The organism is Desulfosalsimonas propionicica (assembly GCF_013761005.1).
Lineage (GTDB): Bacteria > Desulfobacterota > Desulfobacteria > Desulfobacterales > Desulfosalsimonadaceae > Desulfosalsimonas > Desulfosalsimonas propionicica.
The window spans coordinates 15,305-36,475 of sequence record NZ_JACDUS010000009.1 but is presented as its reverse complement, the minus strand read 5'-3'; the positions used below and the strand labels follow the sequence as shown (position 1 = coordinate 36,475).

At 55.3% G+C, this 21,171-nt stretch carries 17 protein-coding genes and 1 tRNA gene; 13 read left to right on the top strand and 5 right to left on the bottom strand.

The genetic code is table 11. From position 1 onward, the window contains the following. Positions 1-20 precede the first annotated feature (20 nt). From HNR65_RS13385 to HNR65_RS18220, 4 genes are all read right to left on the bottom strand, one after another. Positions 21-2,783: a 2-oxoglutarate dehydrogenase E1 component gene (locus HNR65_RS13385; RefSeq protein WP_181552021.1), complete on the bottom strand. Its 2,763-nt coding sequence runs from the start codon at positions 2,781-2,783 to the stop codon at positions 21-23. Then, entirely contained in the window at positions 2,780-3,766 is a 987-nt protein-coding gene (gene lipA, locus HNR65_RS13380) for a lipoyl synthase (RefSeq protein ID WP_181552020.1), read from the bottom strand. The genes HNR65_RS13385 and lipA overlap by 4 nt, the downstream gene beginning before the upstream one ends. 120 nt (positions 3,767-3,886) lie before the next feature. Then, positions 3,887-4,270 (bottom strand): redoxin domain-containing protein, encoded by a 384-nt coding sequence (locus HNR65_RS13375; protein ID WP_181552103.1) that lies wholly within the window; start codon positions 4,268-4,270, stop codon positions 3,887-3,889. 12 nt (positions 4,271-4,282) lie between these two features. Beyond that, complete coding sequence (locus HNR65_RS18220) at positions 4,283-4,531, bottom strand: thioredoxin domain-containing protein (RefSeq protein WP_181552019.1); 249 nt, start codon at positions 4,529-4,531, stop codon at positions 4,283-4,285. 337 nt (positions 4,532-4,868) lie between these two features. Here HNR65_RS18220 and HNR65_RS13365 point away from each other — a divergent pair. From HNR65_RS13365 to HNR65_RS13355, 3 genes are all read left to right on the top strand, one after another. Next, a tRNA-Leu gene (locus HNR65_RS13365) sits at positions 4,869-4,957 on the top strand. A 38-nt stretch (positions 4,958-4,995) separates the two neighbouring features. After that, positions 4,996-6,351: a UDP-glucose dehydrogenase family protein gene (locus tag HNR65_RS13360; protein ID WP_181552018.1), complete on the top strand. Its 1,356-nt coding sequence runs from the start codon at positions 4,996-4,998 to the stop codon at positions 6,349-6,351. A gap of 18 nt (positions 6,352-6,369) precedes the next feature. Then, entirely contained in the window at positions 6,370-8,217 is a 1,848-nt protein-coding gene (locus tag HNR65_RS13355; RefSeq protein WP_181552017.1) for an ATP-dependent helicase, read from the top strand. 17 nt (positions 8,218-8,234) lie between these two features. On the opposite strand, the gene HNR65_RS13350 is transcribed toward HNR65_RS13355, so the two are convergent. Then, a complete protein-coding gene (locus tag HNR65_RS13350; protein WP_181552016.1) occupies positions 8,235-8,666 on the bottom strand; it encodes a hypothetical protein in 432 nt (143 codons plus the stop codon). Positions 8,667-8,910: 244 nt separating this feature from the next. On the opposite strand from HNR65_RS13350, the gene eno reads away from it, so the two are divergent. From eno to HNR65_RS13300, 10 genes are all read left to right on the top strand, one after another. Then, positions 8,911-10,185 carry a phosphopyruvate hydratase gene (gene eno, locus HNR65_RS13345; protein ID WP_181552015.1) on the top strand — a complete coding sequence of 425 codons (1,275 nt, stop codon included), beginning with the start codon at positions 8,911-8,913 and terminating at the stop codon, positions 10,183-10,185. A 6-nt stretch (positions 10,186-10,191) separates the two neighbouring features. Further along, entirely contained in the window at positions 10,192-11,115 is a 924-nt protein-coding gene (locus tag HNR65_RS13340; protein WP_181552014.1) for a hypothetical protein, read from the top strand. Positions 11,116-11,190: 75 nt separating this feature from the next. Next, the gene (gene pyrG / locus HNR65_RS13335; RefSeq protein ID WP_181552013.1) at positions 11,191-12,837 is read left to right on the top strand and encodes a CTP synthase; all 1,647 of its coding nucleotides are present in this window, start codon (positions 11,191-11,193) and stop codon (positions 12,835-12,837) included. A gap of 42 nt (positions 12,838-12,879) precedes the next feature. Continuing rightward, on the top strand, positions 12,880-13,830 hold the full coding sequence (locus tag HNR65_RS13330) for a S66 peptidase family protein (RefSeq protein WP_181552012.1): 951 nt from the start codon (positions 12,880-12,882) through the stop codon (positions 13,828-13,830). Further along, the gene (locus HNR65_RS13325; protein ID WP_181552011.1) at positions 13,827-14,909 is read left to right on the top strand and encodes a serine hydrolase domain-containing protein; all 1,083 of its coding nucleotides are present in this window, start codon (positions 13,827-13,829) and stop codon (positions 14,907-14,909) included. Before HNR65_RS13330 ends, HNR65_RS13325 begins: the two co-directional genes overlap by 4 nt. 202 nt (positions 14,910-15,111) lie before the next feature. Next, positions 15,112-16,149 (top strand): rod shape-determining protein, encoded by a 1,038-nt coding sequence (locus HNR65_RS13320; RefSeq protein ID WP_269750886.1) that lies wholly within the window; start codon positions 15,112-15,114, stop codon positions 16,147-16,149. Between the two features lie 4 nt (positions 16,150-16,153). After that, complete coding sequence (mreC, locus tag HNR65_RS13315) at positions 16,154-16,993, top strand: rod shape-determining protein MreC (protein WP_181552010.1); 840 nt, start codon at positions 16,154-16,156, stop codon at positions 16,991-16,993. Then, positions 16,990-17,508 (top strand): hypothetical protein, encoded by a 519-nt coding sequence (locus HNR65_RS13310; protein ID WP_181552009.1) that lies wholly within the window; start codon positions 16,990-16,992, stop codon positions 17,506-17,508. The genes mreC and HNR65_RS13310 overlap by 4 nt, the downstream gene beginning before the upstream one ends. Positions 17,509-17,568: 60 nt before the next feature. After that, positions 17,569-19,434, top strand: a complete 1,866-nt coding sequence (mrdA, locus tag HNR65_RS13305) for a penicillin-binding protein 2 (protein WP_181552008.1) — start codon at positions 17,569-17,571, stop codon at positions 19,432-19,434. Between the two features lie 3 nt (positions 19,435-19,437). Further along, positions 19,438-21,156 (top strand): glutamine--tRNA ligase/YqeY domain fusion protein, encoded by a 1,719-nt coding sequence (locus HNR65_RS13300; protein WP_181552007.1) that lies wholly within the window; start codon positions 19,438-19,440, stop codon positions 21,154-21,156. Positions 21,157-21,171: the final 15 nt, after the last annotated feature.

Genomic DNA, 21,171 nt, shown 5'->3' with positions numbered 1-21,171 from the left:
GGCTTTTTTGCTGCAGTTTCTTATTTTTTCTCCATGACCATGTCAATGATCTGCTGCTGCTGTTGCTTGTGTACGTGGTGGTATCCCGTGGCCGTGCTGGCCGAAGCCTTGCGGCCGATATAGTTGAGGGTGATTGAAAAACGGGTTTCCAAAAGCGGCCGGATGTAGTTCCACGCCCCCATGTTGGCCGGCTCCTCCTGGGCCCAGACCCAGCGGCGGCAGTTTTTGTATTTCTTGATTACCGAAACCAGTTGTTCTTCGGCAAAGGGATAGAGCTGTTCGACCCGGATGATGGCCGTGTTTTTTTCCTCCCTGTCATTTCGGGCCTCTGCCAGGTCGTAAAACAGCTTGCCCGATACCAGCACCACCTGTTCGGGATTTTTCGGGGCCCGGGTATCGTCTATAACTTTTTGAAATTTCCCTTTTGCCAGATCATCCAATGATGAGACAGCTTCAGGATGGCGAAGCAGGCTTTTGGGCGTCAGGATGATCAGGGGTTTTAATATTCCGGCGCATGCCTGGCGCCGCAAAAGATGATAATACTGGGCCGGGGTGGTGGGGTTGCAAACGCAAAAATTTTCATCTGCGGCCAGTTGCAAAAATCGCTCCACGCGGCTGCTGGAATGATCCGGGCCCTGGCCTTCATAACCGTGGGGCAGCAGCAGCACCAGGCCGCTTCTGCGCCCCCACTTGGTTTCGCCGCTGGCAAGATAGAGATCAATGACGGCCTGGGCGTTGTTGACAAAATCACCGAACTGGGCCTCCCAAAGGGTCAGACCGTTTGTGTGCACCAGGGAATAGCCGTATTCAAAGCCCAAAACCCCGGCTTCGGACAGCAGACTGTTGATGGCGGTAAATCCGCCCCCGCCTTTGGCTGCGTTATTTATGGGCACATGCTCCGCGTTGGTGGCGGTGTTAAACAATACGCTGTGGCGCTGGCTGAAAGTGCCCCGCTGGCTGTCCTGGCCTGACAGGCGGATGGAAATGCCCTGGTTTACAATTGTGGCAAACCCCAGGGCCTCGGCATTTGCCCAGTCTATACGCTTGCCGTCTTTTACTGCGGCCAGGCGTTTTTTCAGGAGTTTTTCAATTTTGGGGTGCAGATGGAAATCATCCGGGGCCGCGTTGATTTTTGCAGCCAGTTGCTTTAGCAGGGAGGGCTTGACAGCAGTGTCCACGCCGGAATCCTGTTGATCCTGGGGTTGCTGCCGGCCTTTTTCAGGTGCTGTTGTGGGCGGGTGACCCTCGGCAGTGGTTTCCTGCGCCGGTTCATTGGTTTGTTTCTGCACAGCATCATAGGCTTCCTGGATGCATTGGGTTGTTTGCTCCCGGATGTCGCTGGCTGTGTTTTCGTCCAATACGCCCTGTTCAATGAGCTGCCGGGCATAGACCCGGGCCGGGGTGGGGCGGTTTTTTATGCGTTCATACATGAGCGGCTGGGTGAAATAGGGCTCATCGCCCTCGTTGTGGCCGTATCTGCGGTAGCAGACCACATCCATGATCACGTCCTTGCCAAAACGCATTCGGTAGTCACAGGCCAGCTTTGCAATATGCACGGCCGCCTCGGGGTTTTCGCCGTGTACGTGGAATATGGGCACCATTAAACTTTTGGCAATATCCGTGGCATACCGGGTGGAGCGAAGGTCTTCGGGCAGGGCCGTGTAGCCGATCTGGTTGTTGACGATGATATGCACTGTGCCGCCGGTATGATAGCCATCGAGCTGGGACATGTTCAGTGTTTCAGCCACAATGCCCTGGCCTGAAAAGGCCGCGTCCCCGTGGAGCAGCAACGGCAGGACAGCACCGGTGTTTTCAATGCCCGCCGCATCCAGCCGGGCCCGGGCCATTCCCTCCACCACCGGGTTGACCGACTCCAGGTGACTGGGGTTGTCGGCCATGAGGATATCGATTTGCCTTTTTCCCGAGGTGGTGACTTTGCCGCGGAAACCCTTGTGATACTTCACGTCTCCGGCGCCCACTTCGGCTTCCGGGTTGTGGTGGCTTTCAAATTCACCGATGACATCTGCATATGGCCTGTTCAGGATATTGGCCTGAACATTTAACCTTCCCCTGTGGGTCATGCCCAGAACAATCTGTCCGCAGTCGTGTTCGCCCGCGGCATGGGCCAGCAGGGAATCGAGCAGGGGGATGATCACGTCTGCGCCTTCAACGCTGAAGCGTTTCTGGCCCAGATATTTTTTATGGATAAACTGTTCAAGGGCGGAAGCCTCGGACAGTTTCCGGAGAATCCGGATTTTTTCCTCCTCTGAAAGCGACGGCATGTTTTGTGTGGATTCCATCTGTTCCCGAAGCCACTTGCGTTCTTCCGGGTCCTGGATGTGCATGTATTCCACACCAACAGAGCGGCAATAGGTTTGGCGCAGATGGTTGACAAGCTCGCCAAGCGTCATTTGCCTGCCAAGATGTTCCGGCAGGCCCGGCGCGTGGAAGCGCCGCTGCATGTCTTTTTCATCCAGGCCAAAGGCGCCCGGGTTTAACAGGGGGTGGTCGATGGGACATTCCGCAAGGGGATCTGTGCACGACAGCAGGTGCCCGATATCGCGATACCTGTAGACAAGGGCCTCGACCCTTGACTGTTTTCTGACGGTTTGTTCGTCGCAGGGCTCACATCCTTCTCCGGACGCTGCCGGCTTTTTGCTCAGTCCGAGTTCAAAGCCCTGGAAAAAAAATTGCCAGTCCGGGTCCACGGAGTTTGGATCCTGCCTCCAGCGGCTGTATTGGGTTTCAATGTATTGGCCGCTCCAGGGTCCTTTGTAAGTCATTGTTTGTTGCGTCTCCTGATTTGTGGGGTTTTGATCTGTGGCTGCTTTTGTCCGCAGGCCGCATGCCTTGGATTTGTCTTGCCGGATTTCGGTGCCTGGATGATCCCCAGTGCTTCTGCCTGGGCTGCGGCCTTGTAGGAGCTTCGCACCAGGGGCCCGGATTCCACCAGGGCAAAACCTGTCTCTATTGCATATTGCTTCAGTTGCGCAAAGGTTTCAGGATGAAAATATTCGGTCACGTCCATATTTTCCGGTCCGGGCTTGAGATACTGGCCCATGGTCAGCACCTGCACGCCGGCCGCCCGGATGTCGGCGATGGTCTGGCGGATTTCGTCCATGGTTTCGCCGAGCCCGAGCATGAGCCCCGATTTTGTGATGCATTCAGGATTGATCTGTTTTGCCGTGCAAAGCAGGGACAGGGACTGTCGGTAGTCTGCCATGGGCCGCACCGTTGGATAGAGCCGGGCCGTGGTTTCCATGTTGTGTCCCACAATGTCCGGGCCGGCTGCGAGCACGGTTTCAAGGGCCCTGCGGCTTGCCGCAAAATCCGGAATCAGCACCTCGATGCCCGCATTCGGGCAGTTTTTCCGGATTTCTTTGATGGTTGTGGCAAAATGGCCGGCTCCCCCGTCGGAAAGATCATCCCGGGTAACAGATGTCACCACGGCGTGATCCAGCCCCATGGCGGCAACGGCTTTTGCTACGCGCCGGGGTTCGTCTCTATCCAGTGGCTGCGGCCGGCCGTCGACCCCGCAGAACCGGCAGTTCCGGGTACAGCCGTTGCCCAGGATCATGAATGTGGCATGTCCGGCATGCCAGCATTCCGCGATATTGGGGCAAAGGGCTGATTCGCAGACCGTGTGCAGGCCCGCGGCCGCTTTCAGGCGGCGGATGGTTTCATAATTATCCCCCCCGGGTGCGGCCACCCGGATCCACTGAGGCTTTGCCGGGGTTTTGTTTGTCCTGTTTTGGCGTTTTTCCATGGAATGTCAAAAAAAATCGTTTTAAAAATTTCAGGTGGTTGTGTCTTGTCCGCAGACCGGTTTGACGCTGCGGCCGCGCCCGGCAGATTTCTCCGGAATTTCTTCCCGGGGTTTGGACGGTTACAGGCTTTCGAGGGCCTCGATGGTATGGGACGGATCCGGTCGCACCGTATAGTCGGCATTGACCTGCGCGTATCGGATCGTGGCTTCCGTATCAATGATATAGCGCGCGGACATGGGAAGATCCCAGGATCCGTCTGCATTGTTTTTGTCCACGTGAATGCCGAACTGCTGATATACTTTTTGCAGATCACCGGGCACCGTGTAGACCAGACCGAATGCTTTGGCCGCCTGATTTCCCGAATCCACCAGCAATTGCATTGTAAGGCCCTTTTTTTCAGCAAACGCTCGGGATGCCTCTTTGCTTTGCGGCGAGACCATTATCAAAGATGCGCCCAGATCCTGAATTTTTTTGTGTTCGGTTTCAAGAGCGTCCAGCTCTATGTTGCAAAACGGTCACCACCCGCCACGGTAAAAACCCAGCACCACGGGGCCTTGTTTGAGTTTTTCATAAAGGTTTACGGTTTCACCCCTGTAATTTTCCAGGGAAAAATCCGGGGCCTTGTCGCCGGTTGTTTTGGCCTTGTCTGCCATGCCGGAGTCTTGGAGCTCCTCTGTGGCCTTGTGCATAATATCAATGGCCTGTTTTGGTGCCGCAGACTCAAGCTCTTTTTTCTGCGCATCAAGCTTTTCCTGCAAACCCATTTTTCCCCTCCATGGTTGGATTCTACATATAAAACGCTTTCTGGCCTAATGTTAACCATGCCGCAGCCGGTTAACAAAAAACAATGAAGGGCCTTTACCCCGAAGCATCTGCAGCCCGGATTGCATTGCCCGCGTCCCCGGCTCCCCATTTATCACCTGTCACCCGCCCCACCTCTATCTTGCGGGTTGACTTTATCGGGTCCGGGTGCTAAAAAAATTTCCAAATTCAATGTTTCGATTTGGTTTTATGGTTTCCGGGTTTGCATATATTTCTACACACCTCATTTGCAAAACAACCCCTTAAAACCATTCAGCAACCTCGCAGATTCAACCCTGTGCCTGGGTGGCGGAACAGGTAGACGCAAGGGACTTAAAATCCCTTGGGGCATAGTCCCCGTACGAGTTCGATTCTCGTCCCAGGCACCATTCAAGGCAGACAACATCAGGACAGAAGGGCCGAAGATATGAACGTATGTATCGTGGGAACCGGGTATGTGGGACTGGTGACAGCCGCCTGTCTGGCTGAAACCGGAAACCATGTCTTTTGCGTGGATATCAACGACGGGATCATCCAGCGGCTGAAAACAGGTGATGTCCACATTTTCGAACCCGGCCTGGAAGAACTGGTCCAGCGAAACCTGGCAGAAGAGCGCCTGGTGTTTACCACGTCGCTCAAAGATGCCATGGCCAGTGCGACCCTGATTTTTTCCTGCGTGGGCACCCCGTCCATGGAAGACGGTTCCTGTGATCTTTCCGCTGTATACCGGGTGGCCGGACAGGTGGGCGACAACATGGAGGATCACAAAATCGTGGTCAATAAGTCCACGGTACCCGTGGGCACGGCCGCCCGGGTCAGGGAAATCATTTCAGAACGGCTGGCTGCCCGGGGTGTTTCCCTTGATTTTGATGTGGTCTCCAATCCCGAGTTTTTAAAGGAAGGCGATGCGGTCAGCGACTTTATGAAGCCCGACCGGATCATTATCGGCACGGACAATCCGGAAGTGGCTCAATTAATGGAAAATCTGTATGAGCCCTATGCCAGAAGCCGCGATAAATTAATTCTCATGAGCCCGAAAAGCGCGGAGATGACCAAGTACGCGGCCAACTGCATGCTCGCCGCCAAGATTTCGTTTATCAATGAAATCGCCAATATCTGCGAGAAGGTGGGCGCGGATGTGCGCGATGTGCGAGCGGGCATCGGCTCGGATCACCGCATCGGCTATCATTTCATCTATCCCGGGGTGGGTTACGGGGGCTCATGCTTTCCAAAGGATGTCAGGGCACTGATACATACAGCCGCGGATCTGGGCTATGTGCCCGAAGTGCTCAGTGCGGTGGACAATGTCAACAACCGCCAGAGACAGATGGTGGCGCGCAAGGTTCAAAGCTTTTTTGAATCCGCCGGCGGGGTTTCCGGCCGGGTCCTGGCGGTGTGGGGACTGTCGTTTAAGGCCAATACCGATGACATCCGCCATTCACCGGCAATCGATATTGTCAATGAACTGAGCCGGGCGGGCATGCAGATCCGGGCCTTTGACCCGGGGGCCGGACAAAATGCAAAACAAATGTTTGCCGGCAACGATAATGTTTCTGTGGGAGACAAGCAGTATGAAATCCTTGACGGCGCCCACGCCCTGGCCGTACTCACTGACTGGCACCAGTTCCGGACCCCTGATTTTCCCGGTATTGAAAAGCGCCTGAAACAACCGGTGATCTTTGACGCCAGAAATCTTTACAGCACCGATCTCATTGTCCGGCATAACTTTACCTGCATCCGCACCGGCCGGCCCGATATCATTGCCGGGCCTGCCATTGACTGAAAAAGGAATGACATTTTAATGGAGCTCTCTGATCAGCAGAAAGCCGCTGTAACACATATCGGCCCGGCATTGGTAGTGGCCGGGGCCGGATCCGGCAAGACCCGCACCCTGACCGCCAAGGTGGCCCATCTCATTGATCTGGGTTACCGCCCGGAGCGCATCCTGGCCATTACATTTACCAACAAGGCGGCCGATGAAATGAAGCGCCGCCTTACAGAGCTTACCGGACTGGCCGTGGAGCGGTTTCCCTGGGTGCGCACCTATCATTCCGCCTGTTTCCGAATTCTGAGGGAACACTGTCGCCTGCTGGGCTATGAGCCCCCGCTTCAGATTTACTCCGATTACCAGCAGCAAAAACTCATCAAGGACCTGATGATCCGTTTTGACATGGATCGGAAGAATTTTTATGCCGTGCGTGCCGCGCTTTCCAGCGCCAAAAACTCCGGCAGCCCGGATGCCTACATGGACGCGCATCCCAGAATCGGCCCCGTGCGGTTAAGGGATCTGTTTTCCGCCTATGAAGACGAGCTCAAAGCCAGAAACGCAGTGGATTTTGACAATATCCTGCTCAAGGCCAGGGATCTGCTCCGGGATCATGACGGAGTGCGCGAGGATTACCGGGCTTATTTCTCCTATATCCTGGTGGATGAATATCAGGACACAAACAATCTCCAGGCCGAACTCACGCGGTTGCTTCTGGGAAACGGCAATCTTTTTTGCGTGGGAGACGACTGGCAGGCCATATACGGGTTTAGGGGCAGCAACGTGGACCATTTCCTGGGATTTGAGCGCTCCTACCAGGGCGCCAGCATTTTCCGGCTGGAGCAGAATTACAGATCCGCAGACGAGATCGTCAAGACCGCCAACGGGCTGATCCGCTTTAACCGCGACAGGATGGACAAATCCTGTTTTTCCGAGCAAAAGGGCGGGTCCGTGGCCATCCATGAATTTTTCAGCGACGAGGAGGAAGCCGGCTGGGTGGCGGACAAGATTGAAATGCTGCACCGCTCGGGCATCGCCTATGACAAAATGGCCGTGCTGTACCGCACCAAATTCTGCTCCCTTCCCTTTGAGCAGGCCTTTCGTTTTGCCGGCATTCCCTATCGGATGCTCGGCGACAAAGGCTTTTTTGAAAGAAAGGAAATCCTGGATATCAACTGCTATCTCACTGCAGCTGTATTCCCAAAGGATGACGCGGCATTTGAGCGGGTGTTAAACACTCCCAAGCGGGGCATCGGCCCGAAGATGGTCGAGAAATTAAATGCCTGCCGCCCCCCGGGGGGCAGCCTGCAGGATGCCGTGGCCCGGGCGGTTTCCGGAAAAATTCTGTCATCCAAAATTCATGCCGGCTTAAGCGCCCTGATTCAGCTGCTTAAAGACATCGAACCCATGGCCCCGGATGCAGCCATACGCACGGTCATGGACCGGGTGGATTATGAAACGCATTTGAATCAACAGTCAAAGACAGCAGATGAATTCACCACGCGCATGGAAAACATTGAACAGCTTGTCTATGCCGCCTCCACCTACGAGACCCTTCTGGATTACCTGGAAGAAGCCGCTCTTGTCCGGGAGGACAAGGAAGAGGCTGACAGCGATGAAGGCGGGCTGAGCATGGCCACCATTCATGCCAGCAAGGGACTGGAGTTTCACGTGGTTTTTGTGGTGGGATGCGACGAAAACCTGCTTCCCCACTGGAAGTCCCGGGAGTCAGAGTCCGAGCTCCAGGAGGAGCGGCGGCTGATGTATGTGGCCATGACCCGGGCGGAAAAATTCTTGTTTTTAACCACTGCCGATTACCGCAAGGGGCAGTACAGCCCGGCCAGCCGGTTTATCGCCGAAGTGGCCGAATGCCTGCGGCAGTAAGTAAAGCAGGGCCTGGATCAGCCATTGTTCCGGGGCTCCGGGCTTTGGGTTTTTAGCTGGGTTTTTAACCGGCGCTCGATTTGTTCATGCATTTTCTTTCGCTTGTCCGCCTGGCGGGTGCGCAGTTCATCCAGGGTTTTGCGTTCTGCCTGCTTTTGTTTCCGGAATTCTTCCAGTTCCGCGGAAAGCCTTGAGTCTTCGGCCTGGTCGGAAAGGTTTTCAATCCGTCGGTGGTCCCTGATAAAAATCCGGGTTTCACCGGATTTTTCAAGCGTTTCAATGATGCCCGCAGATTCGGATTTGCGGCACAACCGGCCGGCTTCCTCGGTGGACATGGAAAGCAGCTCTGCAATCTGTTCAAGGGCGGGCGGGCGCTGGTGCCGGTATTCCAGGACACGGACGGCGCCCACCAGCAGGTGGGCTTCTTTGTACGGGCTGTTGAGGTTCATTATGGGGTTCCTTGTTGCTATATTTGTGTAACTATGAATGATAACTATATATTTTTATTTTGTTGCCCTGCCCGGGGGTTCAAGTGCTTGACACGGTATCCTTCAAATCGTATCATGCCTGGCATTTGAGTCAAGGGGGACGTGATTTTGCATGAAAACCGCAAAAGAGCCGGTCTGTGGGCAATGCGCAAAAAAGACCGCCTTTAACGGTTCATATTGTTTGACAACCACTGGAGGATATTCCATGACAGCAATAATTGATGTACGGGCAAGAGAGATTCTCGACTCCCGGGGCAACCCGACCGTGGAGGTGGACGTGGAACTTGAAAGCGGGGGCATGGGGCGTGCTGCAGTGCCGTCCGGAGCTTCCACCGGCTCCCGGGAGGCTCTTGAACTGCGGGACAATGATGCCGGCCGCTACGCGGGCAAGGGGGTGCAGCAGGCAGTCGAAAACGTCAATACCCGCATTGCGCCGGCAATCCTGGGAATGGATGCCGCAGACCAGCACCAGCTTGATGCCGCGTTAATCGAACTCGACGGCACGGAAAACAAGTCGGCACTGGGGGCCAACGCCATTCTGGGCGTTTCCATGGCCGCTGCCCGGGCGGGTGCAGATGCTTATGCAATGCCGCTTTACCGTTATCTTGGAGGGCTTAATGCCCGCTACATGCCGCTTCCCATGATGAATATCGTCAACGGGGGCGCCCATGCGGCAAACAGTCTGGATATCCAGGAATTCATGATCATTCCCGTGGGCGCTGATTCTGTTTCCCAGGCCGTTCGCATGGGTGCCGAGACCTTCCACAGCCTCAAATCCCTGCTCAAAAAACGCGGCATGGTCACCGCTGTGGGAGACGAAGGCGGGTTTGCCCCGGATCTGGAATCCAACGAGGCGGCATTGAAAATCATTATTGAGGCCATTGAAGCAGCCGGATACCGTCCCGGAAAAGACATCGGCCTGGCCCTGGACGCGGCTGCTACGGAGTTTTACCAGGATGGGGCCTATTTTCTGGAATCTGAAAACCGGCGGCTGTCTGCATTAGAACTCATTGATTATTATTCTGATTTGATTGACCGATACCCCATCTTTTCCATCGAAGACGGCCTGGCTGAGCAGGACTGGGACAACTGGGCGGTTATGACCGACAAACTGGGCCGCCGGGTTCAGCTCGTGGGCGATGACGTGTTTGTCACCAATCCGGCCATATTCGCTCAGGGCATTGAAAAAGGGGTCTGCAATTCCATCCTGATCAAGCTCAACCAGATCGGTACGGTCTCTGAGACCCTGGAAGCCATCGACATGGCGCGGATAAACGGCTATACCACGGTGATTTCCCATCGTTCCGGCGAAACCGAGGATCACTTTATCGCCGATCTCGTGGTGGCCGTGGCCGGCGGACAGATCAAGACCGGTTCCATGTCCAGAAGCGACCGGGTGGCAAAGTACAACCAGCTTTTGCGCATTGAAGAGCAGCTGGGGCAAAGCGCGCAAATGGCCCAGAACCCGTTTATGGTATAGCCGATAATGCTGCGCTTTGCTGTGATATTTTTCCTGGCCGGCCTTCTGGCGGCCGTTGTTTGCACAGGGGTGTCGGGCTATGTCCTTCCGGCGCCGTTTGTGGCAGAGCAGATGCAAAAGCATCTGAATCTGCCCGATCAGATGGAAATCATCCAGCAGCTTCATGTGTATCCCGATGAAGCTGGCGGCATAAGCCAGGGTGCGGGCAGTGTTGGGCAAAACAAGGCGGATGCGGAAAAAGCTTCAGAGCCGGAGGCATCCGGGCCCGCCGGTTTTTCCCAAACCGTTCGCTACCGGCGGCCCGGGGCCTATCGGTCCGATATCAACACTCCGGATTTCAGCCAGATTTATATTGAATCATCCGGAGCACGGCTTTTTGTCCTTGACGGCGAGATCCTCGAGGACAGCCGGCAGTTGTATGCCTGCTACAAGGACCTGTTCATGTTTTCATCCCGGCCTCCCCTGGTACGGCACCTGGAGCAGCTCGGGGTTGACATGAATATTTCCAGCCTGGGCCGGCTCAACAAAAAAACCGTCTATGTGGCCGGCGCCGGATATCCCGACCTGAGCCGCGCCCAGGTGTGGTTTGACAAAAATACGTTTCTGCCCGTGCGCTGGGTCGTGGCCCCGGCCAAAGATACAGGACAGCCGCCGGCATTTGAGATCCGCTATCTTGACTGGCAGCGTTTTGATCGCATTCGCTATCCCGGAAAAATTGAATTTTATGAACACGGCCGTCTTGCCCGGGCTGTGACAGTGGAAAAACTGGACCGGATTTCGGGAGTACCGGCATCTGATTTTGACATCAGCGCCGTGCGCAAAAAATATCAATCTGCCTCAAAAATTCCTGAAAACAGGGGCGGGGCCGCAGAAGAAGTCCGCCGGCAGATCGAGGAATTCAAAAAAATATATGAAACCCCAACCCAATGATGGCACCGTAAAAAGTTTGATTTCAGATGGCCCATCAACCCAATAAAATGCACGCTTTGTTATAGAGGTAAACCCATGGCAGGAAAATCCAAATTTATTTTTGTAACCGGCGGGGTTCTTTCATCCCTGGGCAAGGGGCTGGCTTCGGCCTCCATCGGGGCGCTGCTCGAATGCCGGGGCCTGACAATCTCCCTGGTGAAGCTCGATCCCTATATCAACGTGGATCCCGGCACCATGAATCCGTTTCAGCACGGCGAGGTTTTTGTCACAGACGACGGTGCGGAAACCGACCTGGACCTTGGCCATTATGAGCGGTTTGTCAATGTGCGGCTGGGCCGTGACAATAATTTTACCACAGGCAAGATCTATGACTCGGTGATCAGCAAGGAGCGCCGGGGCGACTATCTTGGCGGCACAGTTCAGGTGATTCCGCATATCACCGATGAAATCAAGGCCAGCATCTGGCAGGCGGCCAAAGGCGCTGATATCGTGATTGTGGAAATCGGCGGCACCATCGGCGATATTGAAAGCCTGCCGTTTCTGGAAGCCATCCGGCAGTTTAAATTCGACGCCGGAAAAGACAATGTGCTCTACATCCACCTGACTTATATCCCATACATTGCCGCAGCAGGCGAGCTCAAGACCAAGCCCACCCAGCACAGCGTCAAGGAACTGCGCAGCATCGGCATTCAGCCCGACATCCTCATGTGCCGTACTGATCGGTACCTGTCTCCGGATATCAAGGCCAAGGTGGCCTTGTTTTGCAACGTGAGCCAGGATGCTGTGGTCACGGCCAAGGACGTGGACTGCATTTACGAATGCCCCCTGGTGTTTAACAAGGAGGGGCTGGATTCCAAGGTTCTGGAGTTGCTCAATATCTGGACAGGGTCACCACGGCTTGAGCAGTGGGAAAACATGGTGGACCGTTACAAGTCGCCCTCAAAGCGCGTGACCATTGCGGTGGTTGGCAAATACACGGATCTGACGGAATCCTACAAGAGTTTGAACGAGGCCCTGTATCACGGCGGAATCGCCAATGAAGCCAGAGTGGAGCTGGAATTCATCGATTCCGGAACCCTGACCCCCGACAATTGCGCCCGGGCCCTGGGCGGGGTTCAGGGAATTTTGGTGCCCGGCGGGTTCGGCTCCAGGGGGGTGGAGGGAAAGATCTGTGCCATCGGATATGCAAGAAAGCAGGGAATTCCCTATTTTGGCATCTGTCTGGGAATGCAGCTGGCGGTTGTCGAGTTTGCCCGCAACGTGGCCGGGATTGAAAAGGCGCATAGCTCTGAGTTTGATTCCGAGACCCCGGCACCGGTGATCTATTTGATGAAGGAATGGTTTGATGAGCGCACCCAGACCCTCCAGCAGCGGGATGTGAACTCGGAAAAAGGCGGTACCATGCGCCTGGGCGCCTACCCCTGCCGGCTGGCAAAAGACAGCCTGGCATACCAGGCCTACAGCACAGAAGAGATCTCCGAACGTCACCGGCATCGCTATGAATTCAACCTGGATTACAAACAGCCCCTTGAAGAAAACGGACTGGTGTTCAGCGGTTTTTCGCCCAAGGGCGATCTGGTGGAGATTGTGGAGCTAAAGGATCACCCCTGGTTTCTGGGCTGTCAGTTCCACCCGGAATTCAAGTCCCGTCCCATGGCGGCCCATCCCTTGTTTTCCCGGTTTATTGCCGCTGCCCTTGGCTACCTGCCGGATTCGCAATAGCGCACAGGTACCCCTGGCCGCCTTTTGTTAAGGAAGTATGCCATGACCCATTGCAGAGACATTCCGGCCTGCACCAGGCCCGCTCCTCTGCAGGCCGGCGATCGCGTGGGGGTTGTGGCCCCGGCCAGCCCCTTTGACAGGGACCGTTTTTTGCAGGGGCTGGAAGTGCTCCGGGATATGGGCTTTGATCCGGTGTGGTCGGACAGACTTTTTTTAAAAAACGGGTATTATGCCGGCAGCCGCCGACAGCGGGCCGATGACCTGCACGCGTTTTTCGCCGCCTCTGACATTCGTGCTGTCTGGTGTGTGCGGGGCGGATACGGATCCCTGGGCACACTTGAATGCCTTGACTACGCGCTTATTGAAAAGCATCCCAAAATTTTTGTTGGCTGCAGCGACATTACCACCCTGCTGATAACCCTGAATCTCAGATGCCGCATGCCCACGTTCCACGGTCCCATGGTGGCCTCTTTGGCAGATGCAGACAAGCTCACCAGAGACAGCATCACAAGGGCCCTGACCGGTCCGGGCGCATTGGCCGTCAGGGCGGAAAACGGGTGCGTGATACGGCCGGGCAAATCCGCCGGCTGCGTGCTTGGCGGCAACCTGGCGACTTTGTGCCATATGCTGGGCACACCTTATTTTCCGGATCTGACCGGCTGTATCCTGTTTGTGGAAGACACCGGGGAAAAGCCCTACCGTATTGACCGGATGCTGACCCAGATGCGCATGGCCGGATGCTTTGATCATCTGGCGGGCGTGGCTGCGGGATCCTTTACCCGGTGCGGCCCCATAGAGCAAATCCATCGGGTTTTCGCAGATGTATTTGCCGGTTTTGCCTTCCCCGTGGTATGCGGATTTCATGCAGGCCACGGCCGGCCCAACACGGTTTTGCCCATGGGCGTTTCCGCAAGTCTGGACAGTGACACCATGACTCTGACTTACCCGGAGCCTGCCGTTGCCGGCCGGCCTCAGAATAAGGGCCTGTCATGAAACAAGTGGATACCTTGATGCAGGAGGCCCTTGACACCGGGGTATTTCCGGGTGCCGTGGCCCTGGCCGCAAGAAAAAACAAAATCGTCTATCATAAGGCTTTTGGCTGTCTTGATCATTTCAAGAACAAGGTGGTGCACCAGGACACGGTTTATGATCTGGCCTCTTTGACAAAGCCCCTGGCCACGGCAGCAGCAGCCATGCATCTTGCAGACAGAGGGAAGCTGGATTTGAATGCCCCCCTGGGTCGGCTGCTGCCCGAGCTGGAAGGATCGGAAAAGGCGGGTCTTTGCGTTGAACATCTTTTGTGCCACAATGCCGGCCTGCCGGCCTGGCGGCCCTATTTCCGGGAGTTAAACTCCCTGCCGGCGGACCAGCGGAAAAAGCGCCTGCATCAATTGCTGGCAAAAGAGCTCCTTATCTGTCTGCCGGGACGCAAAACTCTCTACAGCGACGTCGGATTTATGCTTTTGCAATGGGTGGTGGAACGGACTGCGGGCACAAGCCTGGATGGCTATGTTTCAAAGCATCTGTATTTGCCCTTAAATATTTCGGATCTTTTTTTTCTTCCAAACAGGTTGCAGAATTCATCTGTGCCGGCAGACCGGGAATTTGCCGCCAGCGGAGTGGATGAAAACAACAGGGCCGTCTACGGCCGGGTAAATGATGAAAATGCCCGGACCATGGGCGGGGTGGCCGGCCATGCCGGGCTGTTTGGCACAGCGGGCGCGGTGTTTGACTTTCTTTGCCACCTGCTGGAGATCCGTTCCGGGACCGCGGAAAAGGGGCTTTTTTCCCGGGCAGCAGTGGAGCGTTTTTTGACAATACCGCCGGGAGCCGGCCGGACGCCGGGATTTGACGTGCCGGAAAAGCAAAATTCCAGCAGCGGCCGGTTTTTCCCCCGCGGCACGAGCGTGGGGCATCTCGGGTATACCGGCACTTCGTTCTGGGTTGAGATGCGGCGTGAAATCATGTTGATTTTGCTGAGCAACCGGATTTGCACGGATCCGGAAAGCCGGAAAATCAGAGATTTTCGTCCCCGGTTCCACGATGCTGTCATGAATTGCCTGAAAGCCTGAGATGTCTGCGGTCTTTATGGTATTTTCTGCTTGTCATCCAGGCGGACAACTGTTAATAATCCTAACTCAATCGTCAAATTGCAAATAATTGCAAATAAAAGCAGATGCAATAATGGGGCCGGCGTCCATCCATTTCAATACCTGTTTTAAAACTTCAGCCCTGTTTTTTTGTTTTCGTCAAATATCGTAAGGAGGCACGGACTTGTTCTGGGATTCATTGTTTGGTGTTTTTTCCAATGATCTGGCCATTGATCTGGGTACGGCCAACACCCTGGTTTACGTCAAGGGCAAGGGCATCGTGTTAAGCGAGCCCTCCGTGGTGGCGGTTCGAACCGATAATCGCGCCAAAAGCAAGGTGCTGGCCGTTGGCCTGGAGGCCAAGAACATGCTCGGCCGCACCCCGGGAAACATTGTGGCCATCCGGCCCATGCATGACGGGGTGATTGCCGATTTTGACGTTACAGAAGCCATGCTCCGGCATTTCATCCACAAGGTGCACAACCGCAGAACCTTTGTCCGGCCCAGAATTGTCATTGCCGTGCCCACGGGCATCACCCCGGTGGAAAAGCGGGCGGTGCGTGAGGCCGCTGAATCCGCCGGCGCCCGCGAGGTCTTTTTGATTGAGGAACCCATGGCCGCAGCCATTGGCGCCGGCATGCCCATCACCGAGCCCACCTGCAACATGGTTGTGGATATCGGAGGCGGCACCACGGAAGTGGCCGTGATTTCCCTTGCCGGAATTGTCTACAGCCGTTCCATCCGGGTGGCCGGCGATAAGATGGATGCCGCCATCACCCAGTACGTCAAGCGTAAATACAACCTGCTCATCGGCGAAAGAAGCGCGGAAATCATCAAAACCACCATTGGAAACGCCTACCCGGATTCAGAGAACTACGAAACCATCGAGGTCAAGGGCCGGGACCTGGTATCCGGGATTCCCAAGATTCTGGCCATTGATTCAGAAGAAATCCGGGTGGCCATTGCCGAGCAGATTGACGCAATTGTGGAGACAACCAAAATCGCCCTGGAGCAGACCCCGCCGGAACTGGCTGCAGACATTGTGGACCGGGGCATTGTGCTCACAGGCGGCGGGGCTTTGCTCAAAAACCTGGACAAGCTGCTTCGCGAGGAAACCGGTCTGCCCATCACGGTTACGGATGATCCCTTGTCCACCGTGGCCATGGGTTCCGGCAAGACCTTAAACAGCATTGAAATTTTACGACAGGTGGTCATCGACTGATTTCATGTTTTCCAAAAAGACGATGGTGGCAGCCGGGGCGATCATCCTGATCGTTTTAAACGGCATTGTGTTTTCCTTTAATTATATCCGCAAGTCCTCCTTTCAGGCAGCGGCCGTTGAAACCGCGTTTTTTTTTGTCTCTCCGGTACAGGAAGCCGTCACCGGCGTGATTGATACCGGCGAGGGCATCTGGCGCCAGTATTTTTACATGGTGGATGCCGCCCGTGAAAACCAGAAGCTTCGCAGGGACCTGGCCCGGGCCGGGCAGCGCATCCACGAGCTTACGGAAATAGAAAAGACCAATGAGCGGCTCAAACGCCTGGTGGATTTCAATGCCGGCTCAGCGCTTGAAATGCAGGCTGCTGAAGTGGTGGCAAAGGACCCGAGCCCCTGGTATCATACCGTGATCATCAACAAGGGGCGGGCCCATGGCGTAAAAAGGGCAAACCCCGTGGTGGTGCCCGACGGGGTTGTGGGGCAGGTAATTGATCTGTCCGAGCGATATGCCAAGGTGTTGCTGATTATTGACCGCAACAGCGCCGTGGATGCATTGGTGCAAAGAACCCGGGCCCGGGGGGTGAGCATTGGCAGTGCAGATCAGGGGTGCCGGTTTGAGTTCGTGCTGCGCAAACAGGATATCGAGGTGGGCGATCAAATCATTACCTCGGGCCTCGACGGTATCTATCCCAAGGGACTGCGCCTGGGATGGGTATCCAAGGTGTTCCGCCGGAATTCAGGCATCTTCCAGGAAATCCAGATCACTCCCAACGTGAATTTTCATAAACTTGAGGAGGTGCTGGTGGTGCTTGATCCGCCTGAAATCGACGAAGTTCTGGATCAATGATGCGCCGTCTGATCTCGCTGATGGTGATCATCGGGCTGATCGTTGTTGAGACCAGCATTCTGCCATATCTGCCCGAGATGTTACGTTTTTATGATTTTCTCGTGGCTTTTGCCGTTTACCTGAGTCTGTATCAACCCATTGCCACCGGCATTCCTGTGATGGTCATTGCCGGGCTGGCAATGGACATGCTTTCCGGTGCACCGCCCGGGATATACCTGGCTTCCTATCTGTGGGTCTTTCTGGTTTTTCGACATGTATCCGGCTGGGTCAGAATTGGCGATCATACCCTTTTTTTCTTTTTGTCCATCATTGGCGTCGGTGTGCAGAACGTTATTTTCGGGGTTGCGGCCTGGTCTGTTTCCCGTGTTCCGTTTTTCACCGGTGATACCGGCGTGATTGTTTTGCTGCAGTTGTTCTGGGCCCTGGTCACGGCACCCTTTCTGTGGCTTATGTTTCAATTTTTGTTTTCCGGTACCCATCAGGCATCCGGTACCGGGGAAGCCGACGGCAGATAGCCGCGGGGCGCAGCTTCAGGGAACCCCTGATTTTGTCATACGGCATATTAAAAAAACGCAATGTCCATTCCTTTTTTGCCAAAAATCGATAATGAATGGTTCAAGGGCCGGATTCTTTTGGTGATGCTTTTTGTGCTCACCGTGTTCGCCCTGCTGGCCGTCCGGCTTTTTTATCTTCAGATCTTAAAGGGTGAACATTACCGGGCACTGTCTGCCAACAATACTTTGCGCCAGCAGCGTATCGAGCCCCTGCGCGGATCGATTTACGACAGAAACGGCCATTTGCTCGTGGATAATCGCCCCTCCTTTGAGCTGCGCATCATCCCCAATGATGCCAAACCCCTGGAACAAACCGCAAATCGCCTTTCGCAGCTTATCGACATGACGGCCGAAGAGATTAAAGCAACGGTACGCGAAAACCAGGGCGCCTACGGTTATGCATCAGTGCTGCTAAAAGGCGATATCAGCCGGCAGTTGATGGCAGTGCTGCTTTCCCGCAGTTATGAACTGCCCGGCATTACCATTGCCACCAGTGCCAGGCGCAATTATATTTACGATCCGGCAGCCGCCCATCTGATCGGATATCTGGGAGAGGTCAGCAGGGATGAGCTGAGAAACGGGCTTTATCCTTACAAACGGGGCGGGGACATGGTGGGCCGGGCAGGTGTGGAAAAAACATTTGAAGACCAGCTAAGCGGCATTCCGGGCAGAAAAATCGTTCAGGTAAACGCCGTGGGGCAGGTGGTGCGCGTTCTGGGAAAGGAGCCGGCTGAAGCCGGGCATAATCTGTATCTGACCATTGATTTTGCACTCCAGCAGAAAGCAGAAGCTTTGCTTGAGGGAAAATCGGGTTCCATTGTGGCCGTGGATCCGCGAACCGGGGAAGTTCTGGCCATGGCCAGCAGGCCGGTGTTTCAGCAGGAGGACTTTGTCAGGGGGATGAACAAAAAGCAATGGCGGGCCCTGGTTAATGATCCCAAACGCCCCCTGCACAACAAGGCGATTCAGGCCGAATATCCACCGGCTTCCACATATAAGATCATCACTGCCATGGCCGCTTTGGAAGAGGGGGTCATGGATGAGCAGACAACGGTTTACTGCCCCGGCGGACTGCGGTTCGGCAACCGGACGTACAGGTGCTGGAAGCGGCAGGGGCACGGATCAATGGACATCAATGAAGCCATTGCCCAGTCCTGTGACGTGTTTTTTTACCAGGCCGGCAAGCAACTCGGCGTGGATCGGATTGCCGAATATGCAAAAGCAAGCGGCCTGGGTCAGAAAACCGGTATTCCTTTGGCCCATGAGGCAGAAGGCCTGGTGCCCACCTCGGAATGGAAACAGCGCAAAATCGGCATTCCCTGGCAGGCCGGGGAGAATTTGTCCATTGCCATCGGTCAGGGCTACAACCTGGCGACCCCCTTGCAGATGGCCATGCTTACGGCTGCGGTGGCCAATGGTGGAAAGCTTTATAAGCCCCGGATCATGCGCCGGGTTGAATCCGTGCAGGGCCGAATCGAGGAAAAAATACAGACCGGAAAGCCGGACCCTCTTCCGGCAAGCCAGGAAACGCTTGAAATCATCCGGAAAGGCCTCTATGATGTTGTCCAACACCGCAGAGGCACGGCATATTGGTATGTTCGCTCAAAAGAGGTGGCCATCAGCGGCAAAACCGGCACGGCCCAGGTGATCAGCCGTAAGGCCGGGCAGGAGGAGGCGGATCAGGGCGATCAATACCTGCCGCATGCCTGGTTTGTGGGATATGCTCCCTCGGATCGCCCCGAGATTGCGGTATGCGTTTTCATCGAGCATGGAGAGCACGGCTCCAGCGGTGCCGGTCCGCTTGCAAAAGAAATGGTGCTGTCTTATTTAACCTCCCAGGATGATCCGGAAGCAGAGGGTTCTGCGTCCAATCCGGATCCGGAGTAAACCATGAGTCAAAATCACGACGCGCAAAAAACGTCTGAAACCCGGAAACAGCCGGGTTCGCATTTTATCAAACACATCATCGAAGCCGACCTGGAAAGCGGAAAATATGACGGCCGGGTGGTGACCCGATTTCCGCCGGAGCCCAACGGGTACCTGCACATCGGCCATGCCAAGTCCATCTGCTTGAATTTCGGTCTGGCCCTCCAATACCAGGGGCGCTGTCATCTGCGGTTTGACGATACCAATCCCATGAAAGAGGAGATGGAATACGTTGAATCCATCAAGGAGGATGTGCGGTGGCTGGGTTTTGACTGGCAGGAGCGCGAGTATTATACTTCGGATTATTTCCAACAGCTCTGGGAGTTTGCCGTTGCCCTTGTCAAAAACGGGGATGCCTATGTTGACAGCCTGAGTTCGGATCAGATCCGGCAATACCGGGGAACTTTAAGCGAGCCCGGCCGGCCGAGCCCCTATCGGGACCGTTCAGTGGAAGAAAATCTGGAACTTTTTGAAAAAATGCGCAGGGGTGAATTTGCAGAAGGTGAATGCGTCCTGCGGGCGAAAATCGACATGGCCGCATCCAACATTATCATGCGCGATCCTACCCTATACAGGATCCGGCAAAAAAGTCATCACCGGACCGGTGAGAAGTGGTGCATCTATCCCATGTATGACTTTGCCCATTGCCTGTCCGATTCCATAGAGGGCATTACGCATTCCATCTGCACCCTGGAGTTTGAAAACAACCGGGAATTATACGACTGGATCCTGGACCGGCTCAATGCCTACCACCCCCAGCAGATCGAGTTTGCCAGGCTTAATCTCTCGCACACGGTGCTTTCCAAGCGCAAGCTTATTGAACTGGTGCGGCAAAAATATGTGGATGGCTGGGATGATCCGCGCATGCCCACCATTTCCGGGCTGCGGCGGCGGGGCTACAGCCCCGGGGCTATCCGGGATTTTTGTGACCGTATCGGCGTGGCCCGGCGCGACAGCATGGTGGATCTGGCTCTGCTCGAACATTGCGTGCGCCAGGAGCTTAACAAGACGGCCATGCGGGTCATGGGCGTGCTGCACCCCTTGCGGGTGGTTATTGAAAATTATCCCGAGGACCAATCCGAAATGCTGTCGGCGGTCAACAATCCCGAGGATGAATCCATGGGGAACAGGCAGATTCCGTTTTCCCGGGTGTTGTACATCGAGCGCGGTGATTTCATGGAAGATCCGCCCAAAAAGTTTTTCCGCCTCGCTCCGGGCCGTGAGGTCCGGCTCAGGTATGCCTATTTCATCCAATGCGAGCAGGTGGTGCGGGATGAAAACGGTGAAATTGCCGAACTGCGCTGTACCTATGACCCGGAGACCCGGGGAGGCGACGCCCCGGACGGGCGAAAGGTGAAGGCGACCCTGCACTGGGTTTCCGCTGCCCATGCCCTGCAGGCCGCAGTCCGGCTTTATGATCACTTGTTTACCGTGGAAAATCCCGCCGAACAGCCCGATTTTCTTGAGGTGCTCAATCCGGATTCACTCGAAACACTCACCGGGTGCATGCTTGAACCGGGTCTGGCCAAGGCGGCGGCCGGGCAAAGATATCAGTTTGAACGGCTGGGATATTTCTCCGTGGATCCCAAAGATTCCGCCCCCGGACAACCGGTTTTCAATCGTATCGTGACCCTGCGTGACACCTGGGCGAAAATTCAGAAAGCGCAGAAACAGCAGAATTGATAAAGGACATCAAAA